The sequence below is a fragment of the Streptomyces sp. NPDC058985 genome, from assembly GCF_042740985.1.
Taxonomy (GTDB): domain Bacteria; phylum Actinomycetota; class Actinomycetes; order Streptomycetales; family Streptomycetaceae; genus Streptomyces.
Genome location: NZ_JBHYJX010000019.1, coordinates 80,076 through 97,308 on the forward strand (window position 1 = coordinate 80,076; position 17,233 = coordinate 97,308).

Below are 17,233 nucleotides of genomic sequence, written 5' to 3' on the forward strand. Positions count from 1 at the left end.
CGTTTGTCCCCAGGGCCTGTCCGACAATTCCCGTCGTCCGCCCGGAGGGCGGGCCCCGCGGGGTCTGGTGCGTGCGATCGCAAGGCGCCGGAGCGCCTTCGTGGCGGAGCCACGTGGGCGTTTCGGCAACGCCGCGAGCGCGCGTGCCAGACCCCGCGGGGCAGGCGGGAATTGTCGGACAGGCCCTCGCCCGGTTCACACCCCGAAAGGGTGGTCAGCGGCCGTCGTATCCCGCCGTGGGCATCGACAGCCTGCGGTGCACGCACGCCTTCATCCGGGCGTCGTAGGCCGGTTCCGCGTGGCCGGCGGTCTCGACGCGGGCGCCGCGCCGCGCGCACTCCGCGGTGAAGTCGTCGACGGAGGCCAACGCGCTCTCCAGCACCCGCCGGCTGGGGGCCACGAACAGGTCGTGGCCCGGGCGGACCCCGTCCCACAGGGCGTCGTGGTCCGGCCGCAGGCCGCGTACCAGCAGTTCCCTGGCGACGACGTAGCCGTGTTCCGCCGCCCAGCGGGCGCACATGGCGTGCTGGCTGCGGGAGTCGACCAGGAACGGATCGTCGTCCAGCATGTCCAGCGGCGTCAGACTCGCGATCGCCGTCACCCGCACCGGCCCCATGGTGTCCCCCCTCACCTCCCGTCACCTCCCGTTTTCGCCGCCGACCCTACTCCTGGACGTAGGCTTCGGGGAGTCGCGCGAAGGAGGCAAAGAGGTGCCGGTGGAGCTCACGTGGTGGGGTCACGCCACCTGCACGGTCGAGGACTCGGACATCCGCGTGCTCACCGATCCTCTGTTCGCCCGCCGCCTCGCCCACCTGCGCCGCAGGCGGGGCGCGGTGCCGCCGCCGGACGCCTGGCGCGCGGACGTGGCGCTGGTGTCCCATCTGCACGCCGACCACCTGCACGTGCCGTCGCTCGCGCGGCTCGCGCCGGGCACGCGCCTGCTCGTGCCCCGGGGCGCGCGACGGGCGGTGCCGGGGCTGCGGCGGCTCGGTCACCTGGACCTGGCGGAGGTGGCGCCCGGCGATGTCGCGCACGTCGGGGACCTGCGGATACGGGCGGTGCCCGCGCTCCACGACGGCCGGCGGCTGCCGGTCGGACGGCACCGCTCCCCCGCGCTCGGCTACGTCGTCGAGGGCGAGGCACGGACGTACTTCGCCGGGGACACCGGTCTGTTCGACGGCATGGAGAAGGAGGTCGGGCCGGTCGACGCGGCGCTGTTGCCGGTGGGCGGCTGGGGACCGTACCTGGGGGCGGAGCACCTGGACGCGGGGCGGGCGGCGGAGGCGCTGACCCGGCTGGCGCCGCGCACGGCGGTGCCGGTGCACTACGGCACGTACTGGCCGATCGGGATGGATGCCGTGCGCCCCCACGAGTTCCACACGCCGGGCGACGAGTTCGTGCGCCTGTCGGCGCTGCGCGCGCCGGGGGTCGCCGTGCACCGGCTGGGGCACGGCGAGAGTGTGCGGGTGGAGGTCGCGCGGTGAACTGGCTGGACGCCGCCACGACGAGCATGACGAGCATTCCGACGGAGCCGACGCAGCAGGCGTTCGGGTATCCGTCGCTGTTCCTGCTGGTGCTCATCGGGGCGTTGGTGCCGGTGGTGCCGACGGGCGCGCTGGTGAGTTCGGCGGCCGTGGTGGCGATGCACCAGACGCTGCCGTTCTCCATGCTGATGGTGTTCGCGACGGCGTCGCTGGCCGCGTTCTGCGGGGACATGGGGCTGTACTGGCTGGGCCGGCGCGGGGTCGGCTCGAAGAACGGCTCGCGCTGGCTGGAGGCGATCCGGTCCCGGGCGCCGGAGGACCGGCTGGAGCAGGCGCAGGACAAGCTCGCCGAGCACGACGTCGCGGTCCTGGTGCTGTCCCGGCTGGTGCCGGCCGGCCGCATACCGGTGATGCTGGCCTGCCTGCTCGCCGAGTGGCCGCTGCGCCGCTTCGCCCGCGGCAACCTGCCGGCCTGCCTGGCCTGGGCGGTGACGTACCAGTTGATCGGGGTCCTGAGCGGTGCGCTGTTCAGCAAGCCCTGGGAGGGGGTGGCCGCGGCGATCGCCCTCACGGTGCTGGTCAGCGCGGCGCCGGGGGTATGGCGACGGTTCCGGGGGCCGGCGAAGGCGTAGCGCTCGGGCGGGGCGGGGCGGCTCGGGGGGGGGCGTCCGGACGGGGCGTGGGCTACTCCAGCACGCGTGAAGCTCCCACCGGCAGGTCCCACAGGTCCTCCCGGGGCAGACCCGCGGCCTGCCAGGCGGCGCGGGTGCGGGTGAGGGGCTCCAGTACCGGTTCCGCGGAGAGGACGAACGTGCCCCAGTGCATCGGCGCCATGCGGCGGGCGCCGACGTCCTGGGCGGCACGGACCGCCTCCTCCGGGTCGCAGTGCACGTCGCTGAGCCACCAGCGGGGGTCGTAGGCGCCGACGGGGAGCAGCGCGAGGTCGATGCCGGGGTAGCGGCGGCCGATCCGGGTGAACCAGTGGCCGTACCCGGTGTCCCCGGCGAAGTACACGCGCCGGCCGTCGGGCGCGGTGAGCACCCAGCCGCCCCACAGGCTGCGGCAGGTGTCGACGAGGCTGCGCTTGGACCAGTGGTGCGCGGGGACGAAGTCGAAGCGGACTCCGCCGATCTCGGTCGCCTCCCACCAGTCCAGCTCGGTGACGCGGGTGAAGCGGCGGCGGTGGAACCAGCGGCCCAGTCCGGCGGGCACCAGGACGGGGGTGTCGCGCGGGAGCCTGCGCAGGGTGGGGGCGTCCAGGTGGTCGTAGTGGTTGTGGCTGATGACGACGGCGTCGACGCGGGGCAGGTCGCTCCAGGCGACGCCGACGGGGGTGATCCGGGCGGGGGTGCCGAGGATGCGGCGGGACCAGACCGGGTCGGTGAGCACGGTGAGGCCGCCGATCCGCACCACCCAGCTGGCGTGTCCCGCCCAGGTGACGGCGACGGTGTCCGCGTCCACGCGGGGCAGCGGGCCGGGGGCGTAGGGCAGCCGGGGGATGTCGGCGAGGCCCTCGCGGCCGGGTCTCACCGCGCCCTCGCGGGCGAATCTGGCGAGGGCCTTCAGGCCGGGCAGTGGCGCGGTCAGCCGGTCGTGGAATGTCCGCGGCCAGACGCGGTGTTCGGCGGGCGGCCGGGGATCGGCGAGCGGCGGGTACGAGGAGGCCCGGGCGGACGTGACCGGCGGCGCGGTGGTGTCCTCGGGGGACCCGGGGGTGCTCGTGGTCGACCGGGGCTGCTGCGTCATCGAGGAGGCTCCCATCGCTGAGCGTCGCGCAGATCGCCGAAGACCGACCCGAGCGCGGTCAACGCGCGTCGCACGTGTGGCAGTTCCAACGGGTCCGGGGAGGTGAGGCATTCCGCGCGCTGTCCGGCGGTGCCGGTGCCGAGCAGCGGGCCGGTGGCGAGCCGCACGCGAAGGGCCGCGAGGTCGTCGCCGAAGCGGTGTCCGCCGGGGGCGGGCATGCCGAGCCGGGTGGAGAGGAAGTCCTCCAGTTCCTGGGCGTCGCCGACGCCCTGCGCCCCGAGGGCGTCGTGCAGCGGGCCGAGGTCGGCGTACAGGTGACGCCCGGCCTGCGGGGGCCGCGCCGTGGCGCCCGCGGCAATGACGGCCGCGTGCACGGCGGCGGCCACGCGCGCGTGCAGGCGTACGGCGGCCGACCGGCGGGCGGTGACCGGCTCGGGTTCGTCGAGCGCGTACCCGGCCGCGGCGGCGACGGGCGCGGCCACGCCCGCGCCGAGGGCGGTGAGCACGTCGAGCACGCGCGCGTGCAGGCCGTCGCCGGCCGCGGACGCCGGGAAGCGGGCGACGGCGGCCGGCCAGCCGGGCGGCAGCAGTCCCCCGGCCAGGTCCGTGACGACGGTGACCCGCTCGGGCAGCATCTCGGCGGGACTGAGCAGCACGGTGGCGTGCGGATCGTGCAGGGTGTCCCGCCAGCTCTCGTCGCTGACCAGGTGCAGCCCCTCCCCGGCGGCGGCCTCGACGGTCTCGTGCAGCAGTTCGGGCCGCGCGACGGTGCCGGTGGGGTCGTCGGCCACGGCCAGCACCAGCAGGCGGGGGTCGCCGCCCTCGGCGCGCACCCGGCGGACGGTCTCCAGGAGGGCGTACGGGTCGGGGACGCCGCCGCTCTCGGCCGGCGTCGGGACGTGGAAGACGGGGCTGCCGAGCAGCCGCGCGTCCGGTGCCCACCAGGCGGCGCAGGGGCGGGGCACCAGGACGTCGCCGCCGAGCGCGGCGGTGAGCGCCAGCAGCAGGGGGTGCGCACCGGGGGCGGCGGCCACCTGGCCGGGCTCGGTGGGCAGGCCGCGCCGGTGCCAGTAGCCGCTCGCGGCGGCCGTGAGGGCGGGCGCGCCGCCGATCGGTTCGCCTCCGGCGCGGTCCGCGGCGGCGGCGAGGACGGCGGACAGTTCGGGCAGCACCGGCAGCCCGTCGTCGGGCAGGTGGGGGCCGTACCGGACGGGGCCGTGGCCCACGGCGTCGTGGCCTTCGGGGTCCGTGCGCCGCATGCGTACCTCCGCGCGGGTCCGTAGGGCCGCTCACCGTCGTTGATCCCAGTACCCATCCGGCACGCGAGCCATGACTCCGGCTCAGCGCTCCCCGTCCTCCCCGCGCAGCCGGAGCCGCAGCCGGTGGGCGGCCGCCGCGCACGCGCCCGCGATCAGGACGCCGCCCGCGGCCAGGGCCGGCACCGAGTCGCTGAAGGTGCCGCCGGCCCCTGCCCGCACCCCGTGTTCCGCCTTCCCGCCGCCGCAGTCCTTCCCGGCCTCGGCGGACCCCCCGTGCGGGGCGGCGGTCCCGGGGCACGGCGGCTCGGTGGCGCAGGGCGTGCCGTGGGTGGGCTTCCCGCCGTGCGGGGCGGCGGACGGGGGGCACGCGGGCTTGGCGGTGCCGCTCTCCCCCGCGGTGGCATCCGGCACGTTCATGGTGGCGCTCCACGGGTCGCCCTCCCCGCCCGCCTCGTCCGGGCAGGAGCCGTCGACGGTCCAGTCCTCCTCGGCGCCCTCCGCGTCCGCCTCGCTCCCGAAGTCCTCGGCGGCGGCTATCCGGGCGGTCCCCCGGTAGGCCGGGCCGGCGCCCGTGCCTCCCTCTCCCTCGACCTTGCGCAGCGCGACGGTGCCCTCGTCGAAGGCCAGGGAGGTGGCGTCGAGGGTCGCCGGCGCGGAACCGCCGGTCGGGGCGCACGAGACCGACACGGTGACGGTGCCGCCCGGGGTGACGTCGGCGGGGCTGACCTCGGCGGCCGCCCGGCCCCCGGCCGGTGCGAGGGGTTCCTCGGCGGCCGGCGGCGGTACGGGTTCCTCGGCCACCGGCGGCGGTACGGGCTCACCGGCGCCCGCGGGCGGTGGGGGGACGCCTGGGTCGGCCGCGCTCGGCCCCGCGAGGGCGCCGAGGGCGGCACTGGCCAGGACGGCCACGGACAGGGCGCGGGCGGTGCGGCGCATGGGGCGGGCTCCTTCGAGCTGCGGCGGCGGGGGCACGGCACTCGCGCCCCTCGGCCATCACAGCCCGCCCGCCCGGGGTGCGCGCGCCACTCTGCGCCGTTCGCGCGAACGGGGCCCCCGGGCGGGTGAGCCCGAGGTTTCGGAGCCGCGATCGCGGTCCCGGACGGGTCGGTGCCGCGGCTCGCTCAGGCCGCCGGATCCCGCAGCACCTGCTCCCGCACCCGGTCGCAGCAGCGGCTGATCAGGCGGGAGACGTGCATCTGGGAGATGCCGAGCTGCTCGGCGATCCGGCTCTGGGTCATGTCGTCGAAGAAGCGCATGTACAGGATGGCGCGCTCCCGGTCGGGGAGGGCGGCCAGGCGCTCCTTGACGGCCTCGCGGTCCACGACGGTGTCGAGGGCCGGGTCGGGTCCGCCGAGGGCGTCGCCGAGCGAGAACCCGTCCTCACTGCCCGGCAGCTCGGCGTCCAGGGACAGGGCGGTGAAGCTCTCCAGCGCCTCCAGACCGGCCCGGACGTCCTCTTCGCTGAGGTCGGTGTGCTCCGCGATCTCGGTGACGGTGGGCATGCGGCCCGGGTTGGTCTGGGAGAGCTCCTGGCGGGCGAAGCGCACGCGGTTGCGCAGTTCCTGGACCCGGCGCGGCACGTGCAGCGTCCACATGTGGTCGCGGAAGTGCCGCTTGATCTCGCCGGTGATGGTCGGCACGGCGTAGCTCTCGAAGGCGTTGCCGCGCTCGGGGTCGTACCGGTCGACGGCCTTGACCAGGCCGAGGGCGGCGACCTGGCGCAGGTCGTCGTAGCTCTCGCCGCGGCTGCGGAAGCGTCCCGCGAGGCGTTCGGCCATGGGCAGCCAGGCCTCGACGATCCGGTCGCGGACCTCGTCGCGCTCCGGGCCGTCGGGGAGGGTGGTCAGCCGGCGGAACGCGTCCGCGGTGTCGGGAGCGTCGTCGTGCGGATGCTTCACGCTGGCGTGGATCGGCATGTGCGTCGCAACTCCTTCGGAGTGCGGGGCCGGTCGTCGGTTCGGGGCGGGCCCCGGGCGCGGCCCTCGTGGGGCGGCCGGAGTCCGTTGGGCCTCCGGCGCGCCGGACGGACGTCACCGGTTCGACGACACGACCCTGGGGGTCGGGCGGTCACCCGTGGGAGGGCGTCCGGCCCCGGACGGCCACGTCCGGGGCGGCGTCGCGCCGCTCCCACGGACGTGCCTCCTGTCCGAAGCACTGACCTTGCCCCTGCCCATTGGAGACCGTCGCAAACCCCCGGGCGGCACCGCGCCGCGCCCCGCCGCCCGGGGGCGGGTCAGCCGGTGCGTGGCCGGCTGAAGCGGACCATGTTCCCGGCCGGGTCGCGAAAGGCGCAGTCCCGGACGCCGTAGGGCTGGTCGACCGGTTCCTGGAGGACCTCGGTGCCGGCGGCCCGGATGTGTTCGAAGGTGGCGTCGACGTCGTCGGTGGTGAAGTTCAGGCCGCGCAGCAGTCCCTTCGCCAGCAGTTCGGCCATGGCCTCCCGGTCGGTGGCCGAGGCGCCCGGGTCGGCGAGCGGGGGTTCGAGGACGATGCCGACGTCGGGCTGGGCCGGGGAGCCGACGGTCACCCAGCGCATCCCCTCGAAGGCGACGTCGTCCCGGACCTCCATCCCGAGCACGTCCCGGTAGAAGGCGAGCGCCGTGTCGTGGTCGTCGACGGCGATGAAGCACTGCGCGAGGTTGATGTCCATGCGTGTCACGCTACGGGCGGGCGCGCGGGTCCGGCTTCTCCGTTCCTGACCGGTCGGGTGTGGACCTTGGCGACGCAGGCGGGGATCGCGGCGCCGTCGGCGTGGTCGCGTTCCCGGTAGGCGCTCGGGCTCTCGCCGACCAGTTCGGTGAAGCGCGAGCTGAAGGATCCCAGCGAGGTACAGCCGACGGCGAAGCAGACCTCGGTGACGGACAGGTCGCCGCGGCGCAGCAGGGCCTTGGCGCGCTCGATGCGGCGCGTCATGAGGTAGCTGTAGGGGGTCTCCCCGTAGGCGGCGCGGAAGCTGCGGGAGAAGTGGCCCGCCGACATCAGGGCGACCCGCGCCAGCGCCGGGACGTCGAGCGGCTCTGCGTACTCGCGGTCCATCAGGTCGCGTGCCCGGCGCAGCCGGGCCAGGTCCTCCAGGCTCGTCACACCCTTACGATCCCACAGCGCCCACGGCGCCGGTACCGGCGCCGTGGGCCGCCGCGGTCAGGCGCCGACGTACGCCGCGAGGTGCTCGCCGGTGAGGGTGGCGCGGTCGGCGACGAGGTCGGCGGGGGTGCCCTCGAAGACGATCCGGCCGCCGTCGTGGCCGGCGCCGGGGCCGAGGTCGATGATCCAGTCGGCGTGCGCCATGACGGCCTGGTGGTGCTCGATGACGATGACCGACTTGCCGGCCTCGACGAGGCGGTCGAGGAGGCCGAGCAGTTGCTCGACGTCGGCGAGGTGCAGGCCGGTGGTGGGCTCGTCGAGCACGTAGACGCCGCCCTTGTCCCCCATGTGGGTGGCCAGCTTGAGCCGCTGCCGTTCGCCGCCGGAGAGCGTGGTGAGGGGCTGGCCGAGGGTGAGGTAGCCGAGTCCGACGTCGGCGAGCCGGTCGAGGATCTTGTGCGCGGCGGGGGTGCGGGCCTCGCCGGAGCCGAAGAACTCCTCGGCCTGCGCGACGGACATGGCGAGCACCTCGCTGATGTCCCGGCCGCCGAAGCGGTACTCCAGCACCGAGGGCTGGAACCGCTTGCCCTCGCAGTCCTCGCAGGGGGCGGCGACCCCGGCCATCATGGCGAGGTCGGTGTAGATGACGCCGGCGCCGTTGCAGGTGGGGCAGGCGCCCTCGGAGTTGGCGCTGAACAGGGCCGGCTTCACGCCGTTGGCCTTGGCGAAGGCCTTGCGGATCGGTTCGAGCAGTCCGGTGTACGTGGCCGGGTTGCTGCGCCTCGAGCCCTTGATGGGGCTCTGGTCGACCGAGACGACGTCGGCGCCGGCCGGGACCGAGCCGTGGATCAGCGAGCTCTTGCCGGAACCGGCCACGCCGGTCACCACGCAGAGCACACCGAGCGGGACGTCGACGTCGACGCCCTGGAGGTTGTGCGTCGTGGCGCCGCGGATCTCCAGGGCACCGGTGGGCTTGCGGACCGTGTCCTTGAGGACGGCCCGGTCGTCGAGGTGGCGGCCGGTGACGGTGTCGCCGGCCCGCAGTTCCTCGACGGTGCCCTCGAAGCAGACGGTGCCGCCCGCGGTGCCGGCGCCGGGGCCGAGGTCCACCACGTGGTCGGCGATGGCGATCGCCTCCGGCTTGTGCTCGACGACGAGGACGGTGTTGCCCTTGTCCCGCAGGCGCAGCAGCAGGTCGTTCATCCGCTGGATGTCGTGCGGGTGCAGTCCGATGGTGGGCTCGTCGAAGACGTACGTGGTGTCGGTGAGCGAGGAGCCGAGGTGGCGGATCATCTTGACGCGCTGCGCCTCGCCGCCCGACAGGGTGCCCGCGGGCCGGTCGAGGGAGAGGTAGCCGAGGCCGATCTCGACGAACGAGTCGAGAGCGTCCCGCAAGGCGCCGAGCAGCGGCGCCACGGACGGTTCGTCGAGGTCGCGCACCCACTCGGCCAGGTCCCGGATCTCCATCGCGCAGGCGTCGGCGATGCTGATCTTCCCGATCTTCGAGGAGCGGGCGCCCTCGCTCAGCCGCGTACCGTCGCACTCGGGGCAGACGGTGAAGGTGACGGCCCGCTCCACGAAGGCCCGGATGTGCGGCTGCATCGCCTCCTTGTCCTTGGACAGGAAGGACTTCTGGATCTTCGGGATCAGGCCCTCGTAGGTGAGGTTGACGCCGTTGACCTTGACCTTGACCGGTTCGCCGTAGAGGAAGTCCCGCAGCTGCTTCTCGGTGTACTCGCGGATCGGCTTGTCGGGGTCGACGAAGCCGGACTGGGCGTACACCTGGACGGTCCACTGGCTGTCCGACTTCCAGCCGGGGATGGTGAAGGCGCCCTCGGCGAGCGACTTGGAGTCGTCGTAGAGCTGGGTGAGGTCGATGTCGGAGACGCTGCCGCGGCCCTCGCAGCGGGTGCACATGCCGCCGGTGCGCTCGAACGTCGCCTTGACCGCCTTCTTGTTGCCGCGCTCGACGGTGATCGCGCCGCTCGCCCGGACCGAGGCGGTGTTGAAGGAGTACGCGCTGGGCGGGCCGATGTGGGGCTCGCCGAGGCGGCTGAAGAGGATCCGCAGCATCGCGTTGACGTCGGTGGCGGTGCCGACGGTGGAGCGGGGGTCGGCGCCCATCCGCTGCTGGTCCACGATGATCGCGGTGGTCAGGCCTTCGAGGATGTCGACCTCGGGGCGCGCCAGCGTCGGCATGAAGCCCTGCACGAAGGCGCTGTAGGTCTCGTTGATCAGCCGCTGCGACTCGGCGGCGATGGTGTTGAACACCAGCGAGCTCTTGCCCGAACCGGAGACTCCCGTGAAGACCGTCAGGCGGCGCTTGGGGATCTCGATGCTCACGTCCTTGAGGTTGTTCTCGCGGGCGCCGTGCACGCGGATGAGGTCGTGGCTGTCGGCGACGTGCGGCACGGATGCCTGGCTGCCCGTCCTCTTGGCGCTGCTCATCGTGTCTCCATCTGTCGGGGGCTCCATGTGATGGCTGGCGCCCGCGGTATGCACACGCTAGAGGGGCCGGCGGGACCCGCGCTTCTCGATTACTGATCCGGTGCCGGCCGGCGAAATCGGAGCGGGCCCGTCCGGGTGAATCCGTGTCGGCCCCCGGTGTCCGGGTACGCGGTCGGCACCCTGAGGATCTGGAGGGAGACATGCAGCGAGGCAGCGACCGGATGAGCGCCCACCGCGACGACGAGATGAAGCACGAACTGCAGGGTCTGCTCAGGTCCGGGCACCCCACCCGGACCGAGGAGTGGCACGACCCGGAGCCGGTGGCGGAGGACGATCCGGACGTCACGCACGGGCCGGTGACACCGGGCCGCGGGCCGACGTACCTGGAGGCCCTGCGGCTCGAACTGGCCCGGAACCTGACCCGGGGCAGCTTCCCCGCGGGACCGCGGGAACTGACCCGCACCCTGCGCCACGGCAACGCGCCCGACGCCCTCGTGGAGGAGCTGGACCGGCTCCCGGACAAGGCGCGCTACGACAACGTCCAGGAACTGGCGGTGGCGCTCACCGAAGCCGGCCCCTCGGGGGCGCGGGGCGCCTAGCTCCTGTCGTCAGGAAAGAATCCCGAAAGGAATCCGAACCGCATGCGCATCGCATTTCTCAGCGCGCCCGAGGGCGTGGAGCAGGTCGAACTGACCGAGCCGTGGCAGGCGGCGAAGGACGCGGGCCACGAGCCGGTGCTGGTGTCCACGCAGACCGGCGAGGTCCAGGGCTTCGACCATCTGGACAAGGCGGACACGTTCCCGGTGGACGAGGTGGTGGGTGACACCTCGGCCGACTCGTTCGGCGGGCTGGTCCTGCCCGGCGGGGTGGCCAACCCCGACTTCCTGCGGACCGACGAGAAGGCCGTGGCGTTCGTCCGGGCCTTCTTCGAGCAGGGCAGGCCGGTGGCCGCGATCTGCCACGCGCCGTGGACCCTGATCGAGGCCGACGTGGTACGCGGCCGGGTGCTGACCTCGTGGCCCAGTCTCCGGACCGACCTGACCAACGCGGGCGCCACCTGGGTCGACGAGCAGGTGAAGGTCTGCGACCACGGCGACAGCATCCTCGTCACCAGCCGCAAACCGGACGACCTCCAGGCGTTCTGCGCGGCCTTCCTCGCCGAGTTCGCCAAGGCGGGCGGCTGACCGGCGCGGACGGCGGCCGGGCCGCCGCCCCGGAGACTCGGGGTCTGTCGTCCGGATCAGACCCTAGGCTCCCGGGGTGGCGGCCTGGCCGCAGCCGCGTTCGCGGGCGCCCTCGCGGGTGCGGCCGGCGGCGACCGGGCGCCGCGGGTTGCGGCGCAGCCACTCGCCCTCCAGCCGCGCCATGCGGTCGTTGTGGGCCCGCAGCGCGTCGTTCGACCCGTAGAGCAGGGTGTCGTGACGGGTCCGGTGGATGGTCTCCAGCTCCTTCATGAGCTGCTGGTCGTCCAGGCGGCCCGGGTCCACTCCGGTCATGGTGTCCCCTATGTCGTGTTCGTTCATGCGGTCCGGGTACCCGCCCCCGCAGCAGTACCACCCCCCAGCGCCACCCGGGAGAGCGCCATGGACCTCGCGTTTCTGCATCCCCTCTACGAACACCAGGGGCCCTGGGCCTCCGTGTACGTCGATCTGTCCCGGCACACGGAGGACACCGCGCACGAGCGTGAGCTGACGGCGGCCGCGGTGGCCCGGGAGCTGGCGGAGCAGGGCGCCGACGACGCCACCTGCCAGGCGGTGCGGGAGGCCGTGGACGAGCTGCGGCACGCCTCCGACCCGCACGGCCGGGCGCTGTTCGCGTGCGCCGGACGGGTGGTGCTCGACCCCCGGCTGGCCCGGCCCCCCTACGGCGGGACCACCGCCGACTGGGCACCGCTGCCGCACGTCGCCCCGCTGCTCGACCTGGCCGGCGAGGACCCGGTGTGCGTGGTGGCGTACATCGACCGCAAGGGCGCCGACTTCGAGCTGCGCGGCGCGCTGGGCAGCTCGGACGCGGGCGGGGTGACCGGCCGGCAGTGGCCGCTGCACCGCACGAGCAGCGCCGACTGGTCGGAGCGCCACTTCCAGCTGCGGGTGGAGAACACCTGGGAGCACAACGCGGCGGAGATCGCGGACGCGCTCGCGGTGTGCCAGGAGGAGACCGGCGCCGACCTGCTCATCCTGGTGGGTGACGACCGGGAGCGGCGGTCCGTGCACGAGCGGTTGCCGAAACGGCTCCAGGGGCGGATCGCCGAGGCCTCGCGCGGCGCCGGGAGCAGGCTCCTCGACGACGAGGTGGAGGGGCTGCGCGAGGACCACGTGCGCTCGCGCGCGCGGGAGGAGCTGGACCGGTTCCTGGCCGCCCGGGCACCCGACGACGGGGGCCGGGCCGGCGCCGCCGAGGGCGTGCCCGCGCTGGTGGAGGCGGCCCGGGAGCACCGCATCGACGAGCTGCTGGTCATCCCGGACGCCCCCGACACCCACCGCGAGGTGTGGATCGGCGAGGACGCCGACCAGCTCGCGGTGCGCCGTACCGAGCTGAAGACGCTGGGCGAGCAGAACTCCTGGTCGGCCCGGGCGGACGACGCGCTGCTGCGGTCGGCGGTGATGACCGGCGCACCGGCGGTCTCGGTGACGCCGGCGCTGCCGTCAAAGGCCGCGGACAAGGCTCCGGTGGGCGGCCTGGGGGCGCTGCTGCGCTGGAAGTGACCGGCAGGCCCCCGCCCCGGTCGCCTACCGGACCCGCTCCACCCGCCGCTCGTCCCAGACCGGCTCCGGCGTCTCACGGACGTGTCCGTCGCTGCCGAAGACCAGGTAGCGGTCGAAGGAGCGGGCGAACCAGCGGTCGTGGGTGACGGCGAGGACCGTGCCCTCGAAGCCCTCCAGGCCCTCCTGGAGGGCTTCGGCCGATTCCAGGTCGAGGTTGTCGGTCGGCTCGTCGAGCAGCAGGGCGGTGACGCCCTGGAGTTCCAGCAGGAGGATCTGGAACCGGGCCTGCTGGCCGCCGGAGAGCCGGTCGAAGGTCTGCTCCGCCTGCTGGGTCAGCTCGTAGCGGCGCAGCCTCGACATGGCGGCGCCCCGGTCCTGGGCGTGCTCGGACCACAGGATGTCCAGGAGGGTGCGGCCGAGGAGTTCCGGGTGGGCGTGGGTCTGCGCGAAGTGTCCGGGCAGCACGCGCGCCCCGAGCTTCCAGTCGCCGGTGTGGTGCACGTCGTCGCCGGCCAGCAGGCGCAGGAAGTGCGACTTGCCGGAGCCGTTGGAGCCGAGGACGGCGACCCGTTCGCCGTAGAAGACCTCCAGGTCGAAGGGTTTCATCAGGCCGGTGAGTTCCAGTTGGTCGCACGTGACGGCGCGGACGCCGGTGCGGCCGCCCTTCAGACGCATCCTGATGTCCTGCTCGCGCGGCGGCTCGGGCGGCGGCCCGGCCTCCTCGAACTTGCGCAGCCTGGTCTGCGCGGCGGCGTAGCGGGACGCCATGTCGTGGCTGACCGCGGCCGCCTGACGCAGGTTCAGGACCAGCTTCTTGAGCTGCGCGTGCTTCTCGTCCCAGCGGCGGCGCAGTTCCTCGAAGCGGGCGAAGCGCTCGCGGCGTACCTCGTGGAAGGTGGCGAAGCCGCCGCCGTGCACCCAGGCGTCGGCGCCGGCGGGTCCGGGCTCCAGGGAGACGATCTTCTGGGCGGCGCGGGCGAGGAGTTCCCGGTCGTGGGAGACGAAGAGCACGGTCTTGCGGGTCTCGGCGAGCCGCTCCTCCAGCCAGCGCTTTCCGGGCACGTCGAGGTAGTTGTCGGGCTCGTCGAGCAGCAGCACCTCGTCGGTGCCGCGCAGCAGCGCCTCCAGCACCAGTCGTTTCTGCTCACCGCCGGAGAGGGTGCTCACCCGGCGCCACTGCGCCTTCTCGTAGGGCACGCCCAGCGCGGCCGTGGTGCAGATGTCCCACAGGGTCTCGGCCTCGTAGCCCTGGGCCTCGGCCCAGTCGGCGAGCGCCTGCGCGTAGCGCATCTGCGCGGCCTCGTCGTCCACGGTCATCAGCGCGTGCTCGGCGGTGTCCACGGCGCGCGCGGCCTCGCGGATCCGGGGCGGGGACACGGACACGAGCAGGTCCCGTACGGTCGTCTCGTCCCGGACGGAGCCCACGAACTGCCGCATCACCCCGAGGCCGCCGCCGACGGTGACGCTCCCGCCGTGCGGTTTCAGCTCCCCGGACAGCAGCCGGAGCAGGGTGGTCTTGCCCGCCCCGTTGGGTCCGACGAGGGCCACCACGGCCCCCTCCCCCACCCGGAAGGAGGCGTCGCCGAGCAGCGCCCTCCCGTCGGGGAGGTAGTACTCCAGGTGCGCCGCTTCGAAATGACCCATGGCACCGGATTCTGCGGGGCGGCCCCCGCCCCGGGCAAACCGATTACGGAGGCCCGGTGCCGCGCGGGGCGACGTGGCGGGCGCCACCGGCAGGAAACGCCGCGCACCGGGTAGGCGGGTGGCATGAGCCCCGACGTAGATCTCACCGCCCTGACGCCCGGCCCGCACCCCCTCCGCAACGGCTTCCTGCGGCTGGACCAGCGGGCGTTCGAGGCCGTCGCCGCCCGTACCTGGCCCGGCGCCGACCCGCTGCTGCCCCGGCTGAGCCGTTCCGCCAACCACGGAGTGCTGTGGTTCGGGGTGGCCGCCGCCCTGGCCGCGTCCCGCACCCCGCGGGCCCGCCGCGCCGCCGCCCGTGGCCTGGCCTCGCTGAGCCTCGCCTCCCTGACGATCAACACCCTCGGCAAGCGCTCGGTGCGCCGGTCCCGCCCGGTGCTGGACCCGGTGCCGCTGGTCCGGCAGTTGAAGCGGCAGCCGATCACGACGTCGTTCCCGTCGGGGCACGCCGCGTCGGCGGCCGCGTTCGCGACCGGGGTGGCGCTGGAGTCCCCGGCGTGGGGCGCGGCGGTGGCCCCGGTGGCCGCCGCGGTGGTCCTCTCGCGTGTCTACACCGGCGTCCACTTCCCGAGCGACGTGGTGGCGGGCGCCGCGCTCGGGGCGGGTGCCGCGTTCGCCGTACGGGGCCTGGTGCCGACGCGCGCCCAGCACATCCCGCCGGCCCGGCCGCGCGCCGAGGTGCCGGCGCTGCCCGGGGGCGAGGGGCTGGTGATGGTGGCCAACGTCGCCTCGGGCACCTCGGACCGGGTGCGGGCGCTGTGCGACGCGCTGCCCGACGCCGAGGTGGTGGAGTGCGAGCCGGAGGACATCCCGGCGGAGCTGGAGAAGGCGGCGGACCACGCCCGGGTGCTCGGCGTGTGCGGTGGCGACGGCACGGTGAACGCGGCGGCCGAGGTCGCCCTGCGGCACGGCCTGCCGCTGGCGGTGCTGCCCGGCGGCACGCTCAACCACTTCGCCTACGACCTGGGCGTGGAGGACGTGCGGGACCTGTGCGGGGCGCTGGAGCGGGGCGAGGGGATGCGGGTGGACGTGGGCCGGTTCGCCTCCGGCGGGCGGCAGGGCGTCTTCCTCAACACCTTCAGCCTCGGCGTCTACCCGGAGCTGGTGCGGGAGCGGGAGCACTGGTCGTCGAGGATCGGCGGCTGGCCGGCCGGGGTGCTGGCGGCGGTGCGGGTGCTGCGCGCGGACCGGCACCCGCTGGAGGCGGAGGTGCGCGGCCGCCGGCGCCCGCTGTGGATGCTGTTCGCCGGCAACGGCACGTACCACCGCAGGGGCCTCGCCTCGGGCCGCCGGCTGGACCTGGCGGACGGGCAGCTGGACGTGCGGGTGGTGCACGGTGGCCGCCGGCCGGCCCTGCGGCTGCTGTCCGCCGCGCTCGCGGGTCCGCTGACCCGCTCCCCGGCCCACGCGGCGGTGCAGGTGCCCCGGCTGCGGCTGTCGGGTGTGGCGCCGGGCACGCTGATGGCGTTCGACGGCGAGCTGACCGAGACCGAGGGCGACCTGACGCTGGAGAAGCTGCCGGAGGCGCTCACGGTGTACCGGCCGCTGCCGGGTGAGGGCGGGCTGCTTTCCTGACACGCCGTCAGTCCAGCATGCAAAACGCGGGTCTCACCATTCGACCGACGGGCGTAACGTGACCGCACCGTCGGAGAGGGGATCCACCATGCCGAAGCCGCGGGAGACCGCCGTCTACACGCACGGGCACCACGAGTCCGTGCTCCGCTCGCACACCTGGCGCACCGCCGCCAACTCCGCCGCCTATCTGCTGGGCTCCCTGCGGCCCCACATGAAGGTCCTGGACATCGGCTGCGGGCCCGGCACCATCACCGCGGACCTCGCGACGCTGGTCCCGGACGGGCACGTCACCGGCGTGGACCGGGCACCGGAGATCGTCGACCGGGCCCGCGCCACGGCGGCGGAGCGCGGACTCGGCAACACCGACTTCGCGGTGGGGGACGTGCACGCGCTGGACTACCCGGACGACACGTTCTGCGTGGTCCACGCCCACCAGGTGCTCCAGCACGTGGGCGACCCGGTGGGGGCGCTGCGCGAGATGCGGCGAGTGGCGCGGCCCGGCGGGATCATCGCCGTCCGCGACTCGGACTACGGGGCCATGACGTGGTACCCCGCGTCCCCGGGCATGGACGACTGGCTAAACCTGTACCGGCGGGTGGCCCGCGCCAACGGCGGCGAACCGGACGCCGGGCGCCGGCTGAAGGCGTGGGCACTGGAGGCGGGGTTCACGGACGTCACGGCGACCTCCGCGACCTGGACCTTCGCCACCGCCGAGGAGCGGGAGTGGTGGAGCGGCCTGTGGGCGGACCGGACCCTTGCGTCCGCGTACGCCGGCCGCGCGACCGAGGGCGGCCACGCGACCGCCGAGGAGCTGCGCGCGGTCTCGGCCGCCTGGCGGGACTGGGGCGAGCGGCCGGAAAGCTGGTTCAGCGTGCTGCACGGAGAGATCCTGTGCCGCAAGCGGTGAGGACGGGTGAGGCCGCGGCCCCGGGAGACTCACTCCCGGGGCAGCAGCGGTCCCAGCGGCCCGAGGTCCAGGTTCAGATCCTCCGGCCGCAGTCCGTAGCGGTCGCGCAGCTCGGTCATGCGGTCGTCGAGGAGCATCAGGGTGAGTCCGATCCGCTCCTCCTGCTCCTCGCTGAGATCCCCCTCGTCGACCCGGCGCAGCGCCTGGCGCTCCATGAGCTGGCGCAGCAGCTCGACGACGGTCAGCACCAGTTTCACCAGGTCGCGTTCGACCGTGTCGGGGTCGAGGTCGAGGCGTTTGCGGGGTTCGGGTTGTCCAGTCACG

General features: G+C 74.4%; 18 protein-coding genes. 7 read left to right on the top strand and 11 right to left on the bottom strand.

What is annotated here, in order from left to right; all coding sequences use genetic code 11:
* Positions 1-214: 214 nt before the first annotated feature.
* Positions 215-616: a hypothetical protein gene (locus ACFW01_RS18830; RefSeq protein ID WP_234956971.1), complete on the bottom strand. Its 402-nt coding sequence runs from the start codon at positions 614-616 to the stop codon at positions 215-217.
* Positions 617-710: 94 nt separating this feature from the next.
* Here ACFW01_RS18830 and ACFW01_RS18835 point away from each other — a divergent pair, with 94 nt between their 5' ends.
* Together ACFW01_RS18835 and ACFW01_RS18840 are read left to right on the top strand one after the other, a co-directional pair.
* Complete coding sequence (locus ACFW01_RS18835; protein ID WP_234956778.1) at positions 711-1,484, top strand: MBL fold metallo-hydrolase; 774 nt, start codon at positions 711-713, stop codon at positions 1,482-1,484.
* A complete protein-coding gene (locus ACFW01_RS18840; protein WP_234956777.1) occupies positions 1,481-2,116 on the top strand; it encodes a VTT domain-containing protein in 636 nt (211 codons plus the stop codon). The genes ACFW01_RS18835 and ACFW01_RS18840 overlap by 4 nt, the downstream gene beginning before the upstream one ends.
* A gap of 52 nt (positions 2,117-2,168) precedes the next feature.
* On the opposite strand, the gene ACFW01_RS18845 is transcribed toward ACFW01_RS18840, so the two are convergent.
* The 7 genes from ACFW01_RS18845 to ACFW01_RS18875 all read right to left on the bottom strand — a co-directional run bounded on the left by ACFW01_RS18845 (position 2,169) and on the right by ACFW01_RS18875 (position 10,021).
* Positions 2,169-3,230, bottom strand: a complete 1,062-nt coding sequence (locus ACFW01_RS18845; protein ID WP_234956776.1) for an MBL fold metallo-hydrolase — start codon at positions 3,228-3,230, stop codon at positions 2,169-2,171.
* Positions 3,227-4,489, bottom strand: coding sequence for an aminotransferase class I/II-fold pyridoxal phosphate-dependent enzyme (locus ACFW01_RS18850; protein WP_384504749.1), 1,263 nt, complete (start codon positions 4,487-4,489; stop codon positions 3,227-3,229). Before ACFW01_RS18850 ends, ACFW01_RS18845 begins: the two co-directional genes overlap by 4 nt.
* 81 nt (positions 4,490-4,570) lie before the next feature.
* Complete coding sequence (locus tag ACFW01_RS18855) at positions 4,571-5,425, bottom strand: hypothetical protein (protein WP_384504752.1); 855 nt, start codon at positions 5,423-5,425, stop codon at positions 4,571-4,573.
* 185 nt (positions 5,426-5,610) lie between these two features.
* Complete coding sequence (locus ACFW01_RS18860; RefSeq protein ID WP_234956773.1) at positions 5,611-6,405, bottom strand: RNA polymerase sigma factor SigF; 795 nt, start codon at positions 6,403-6,405, stop codon at positions 5,611-5,613.
* A gap of 317 nt (positions 6,406-6,722) precedes the next feature.
* The gene (locus ACFW01_RS18865) at positions 6,723-7,139 is read right to left on the bottom strand and encodes a VOC family protein (protein WP_234956772.1); all 417 of its coding nucleotides are present in this window, start codon (positions 7,137-7,139) and stop codon (positions 6,723-6,725) included.
* 5 nt (positions 7,140-7,144) lie between these two features.
* The gene (locus ACFW01_RS18870) at positions 7,145-7,573 is read right to left on the bottom strand and encodes a helix-turn-helix transcriptional regulator (RefSeq protein ID WP_234956771.1); all 429 of its coding nucleotides are present in this window, start codon (positions 7,571-7,573) and stop codon (positions 7,145-7,147) included.
* Positions 7,574-7,630: 57 nt separating this feature from the next.
* Entirely contained in the window at positions 7,631-10,021 is a 2,391-nt protein-coding gene (locus ACFW01_RS18875) for an excinuclease ABC subunit UvrA (protein ID WP_234956770.1), read from the bottom strand.
* A gap of 200 nt (positions 10,022-10,221) precedes the next feature.
* Between ACFW01_RS18875 and ACFW01_RS18880 the strand changes: the two genes are divergently transcribed.
* Together ACFW01_RS18880 and ACFW01_RS18885 are read left to right on the top strand one after the other, a co-directional pair.
* On the top strand, positions 10,222-10,620 hold the full coding sequence (locus ACFW01_RS18880) for a DUF2795 domain-containing protein (RefSeq protein WP_234956769.1): 399 nt from the start codon (positions 10,222-10,224) through the stop codon (positions 10,618-10,620).
* A 42-nt stretch (positions 10,621-10,662) separates the two neighbouring features.
* Entirely contained in the window at positions 10,663-11,205 is a 543-nt protein-coding gene (locus ACFW01_RS18885; RefSeq protein ID WP_234956768.1) for a type 1 glutamine amidotransferase domain-containing protein, read from the top strand.
* 63 nt (positions 11,206-11,268) lie between these two features.
* Here ACFW01_RS18885 and ACFW01_RS18890 read toward each other — a convergent pair whose 3' ends face one another.
* Positions 11,269-11,544 carry a DUF6158 family protein gene (locus ACFW01_RS18890; protein ID WP_234956767.1) on the bottom strand — a complete coding sequence of 92 codons (276 nt, stop codon included), beginning with the start codon at positions 11,542-11,544 and terminating at the stop codon, positions 11,269-11,271.
* Between the two features lie 60 nt (positions 11,545-11,604).
* Here ACFW01_RS18890 and ACFW01_RS18895 point away from each other — a divergent pair, with 60 nt between their 5' ends.
* Complete coding sequence (locus ACFW01_RS18895; RefSeq protein ID WP_384504759.1) at positions 11,605-12,726, top strand: Vms1/Ankzf1 family peptidyl-tRNA hydrolase; 1,122 nt, start codon at positions 11,605-11,607, stop codon at positions 12,724-12,726.
* A gap of 24 nt (positions 12,727-12,750) precedes the next feature.
* On the opposite strand, the gene ACFW01_RS18900 is transcribed toward ACFW01_RS18895, so the two are convergent.
* Positions 12,751-14,370 (bottom strand): ABC-F family ATP-binding cassette domain-containing protein, encoded by a 1,620-nt coding sequence (locus ACFW01_RS18900; RefSeq protein WP_384504762.1) that lies wholly within the window; start codon positions 14,368-14,370, stop codon positions 12,751-12,753.
* A gap of 123 nt (positions 14,371-14,493) precedes the next feature.
* Between ACFW01_RS18900 and ACFW01_RS18905 the strand changes: the two genes are divergently transcribed.
* Together ACFW01_RS18905 and ACFW01_RS18910 are read left to right on the top strand one after the other, a co-directional pair.
* Positions 14,494-16,002, top strand: a complete 1,509-nt coding sequence (locus ACFW01_RS18905) for a bifunctional phosphatase PAP2/diacylglycerol kinase family protein (protein WP_234956764.1) — start codon at positions 14,494-14,496, stop codon at positions 16,000-16,002.
* A gap of 88 nt (positions 16,003-16,090) precedes the next feature.
* Positions 16,091-16,909, top strand: a complete 819-nt coding sequence (locus tag ACFW01_RS18910) for a methyltransferase domain-containing protein (protein WP_384504766.1) — start codon at positions 16,091-16,093, stop codon at positions 16,907-16,909.
* Between the two features lie 29 nt (positions 16,910-16,938).
* Here the strand turns inward: ACFW01_RS18910 and ACFW01_RS18915 are convergent, their stop codons facing one another.
* Positions 16,939-17,232, bottom strand: a complete 294-nt coding sequence (locus ACFW01_RS18915; RefSeq protein WP_125490683.1) for a gas vesicle protein K — start codon at positions 17,230-17,232, stop codon at positions 16,939-16,941.
* Position 17,233 lies beyond the last annotated feature (1 nt).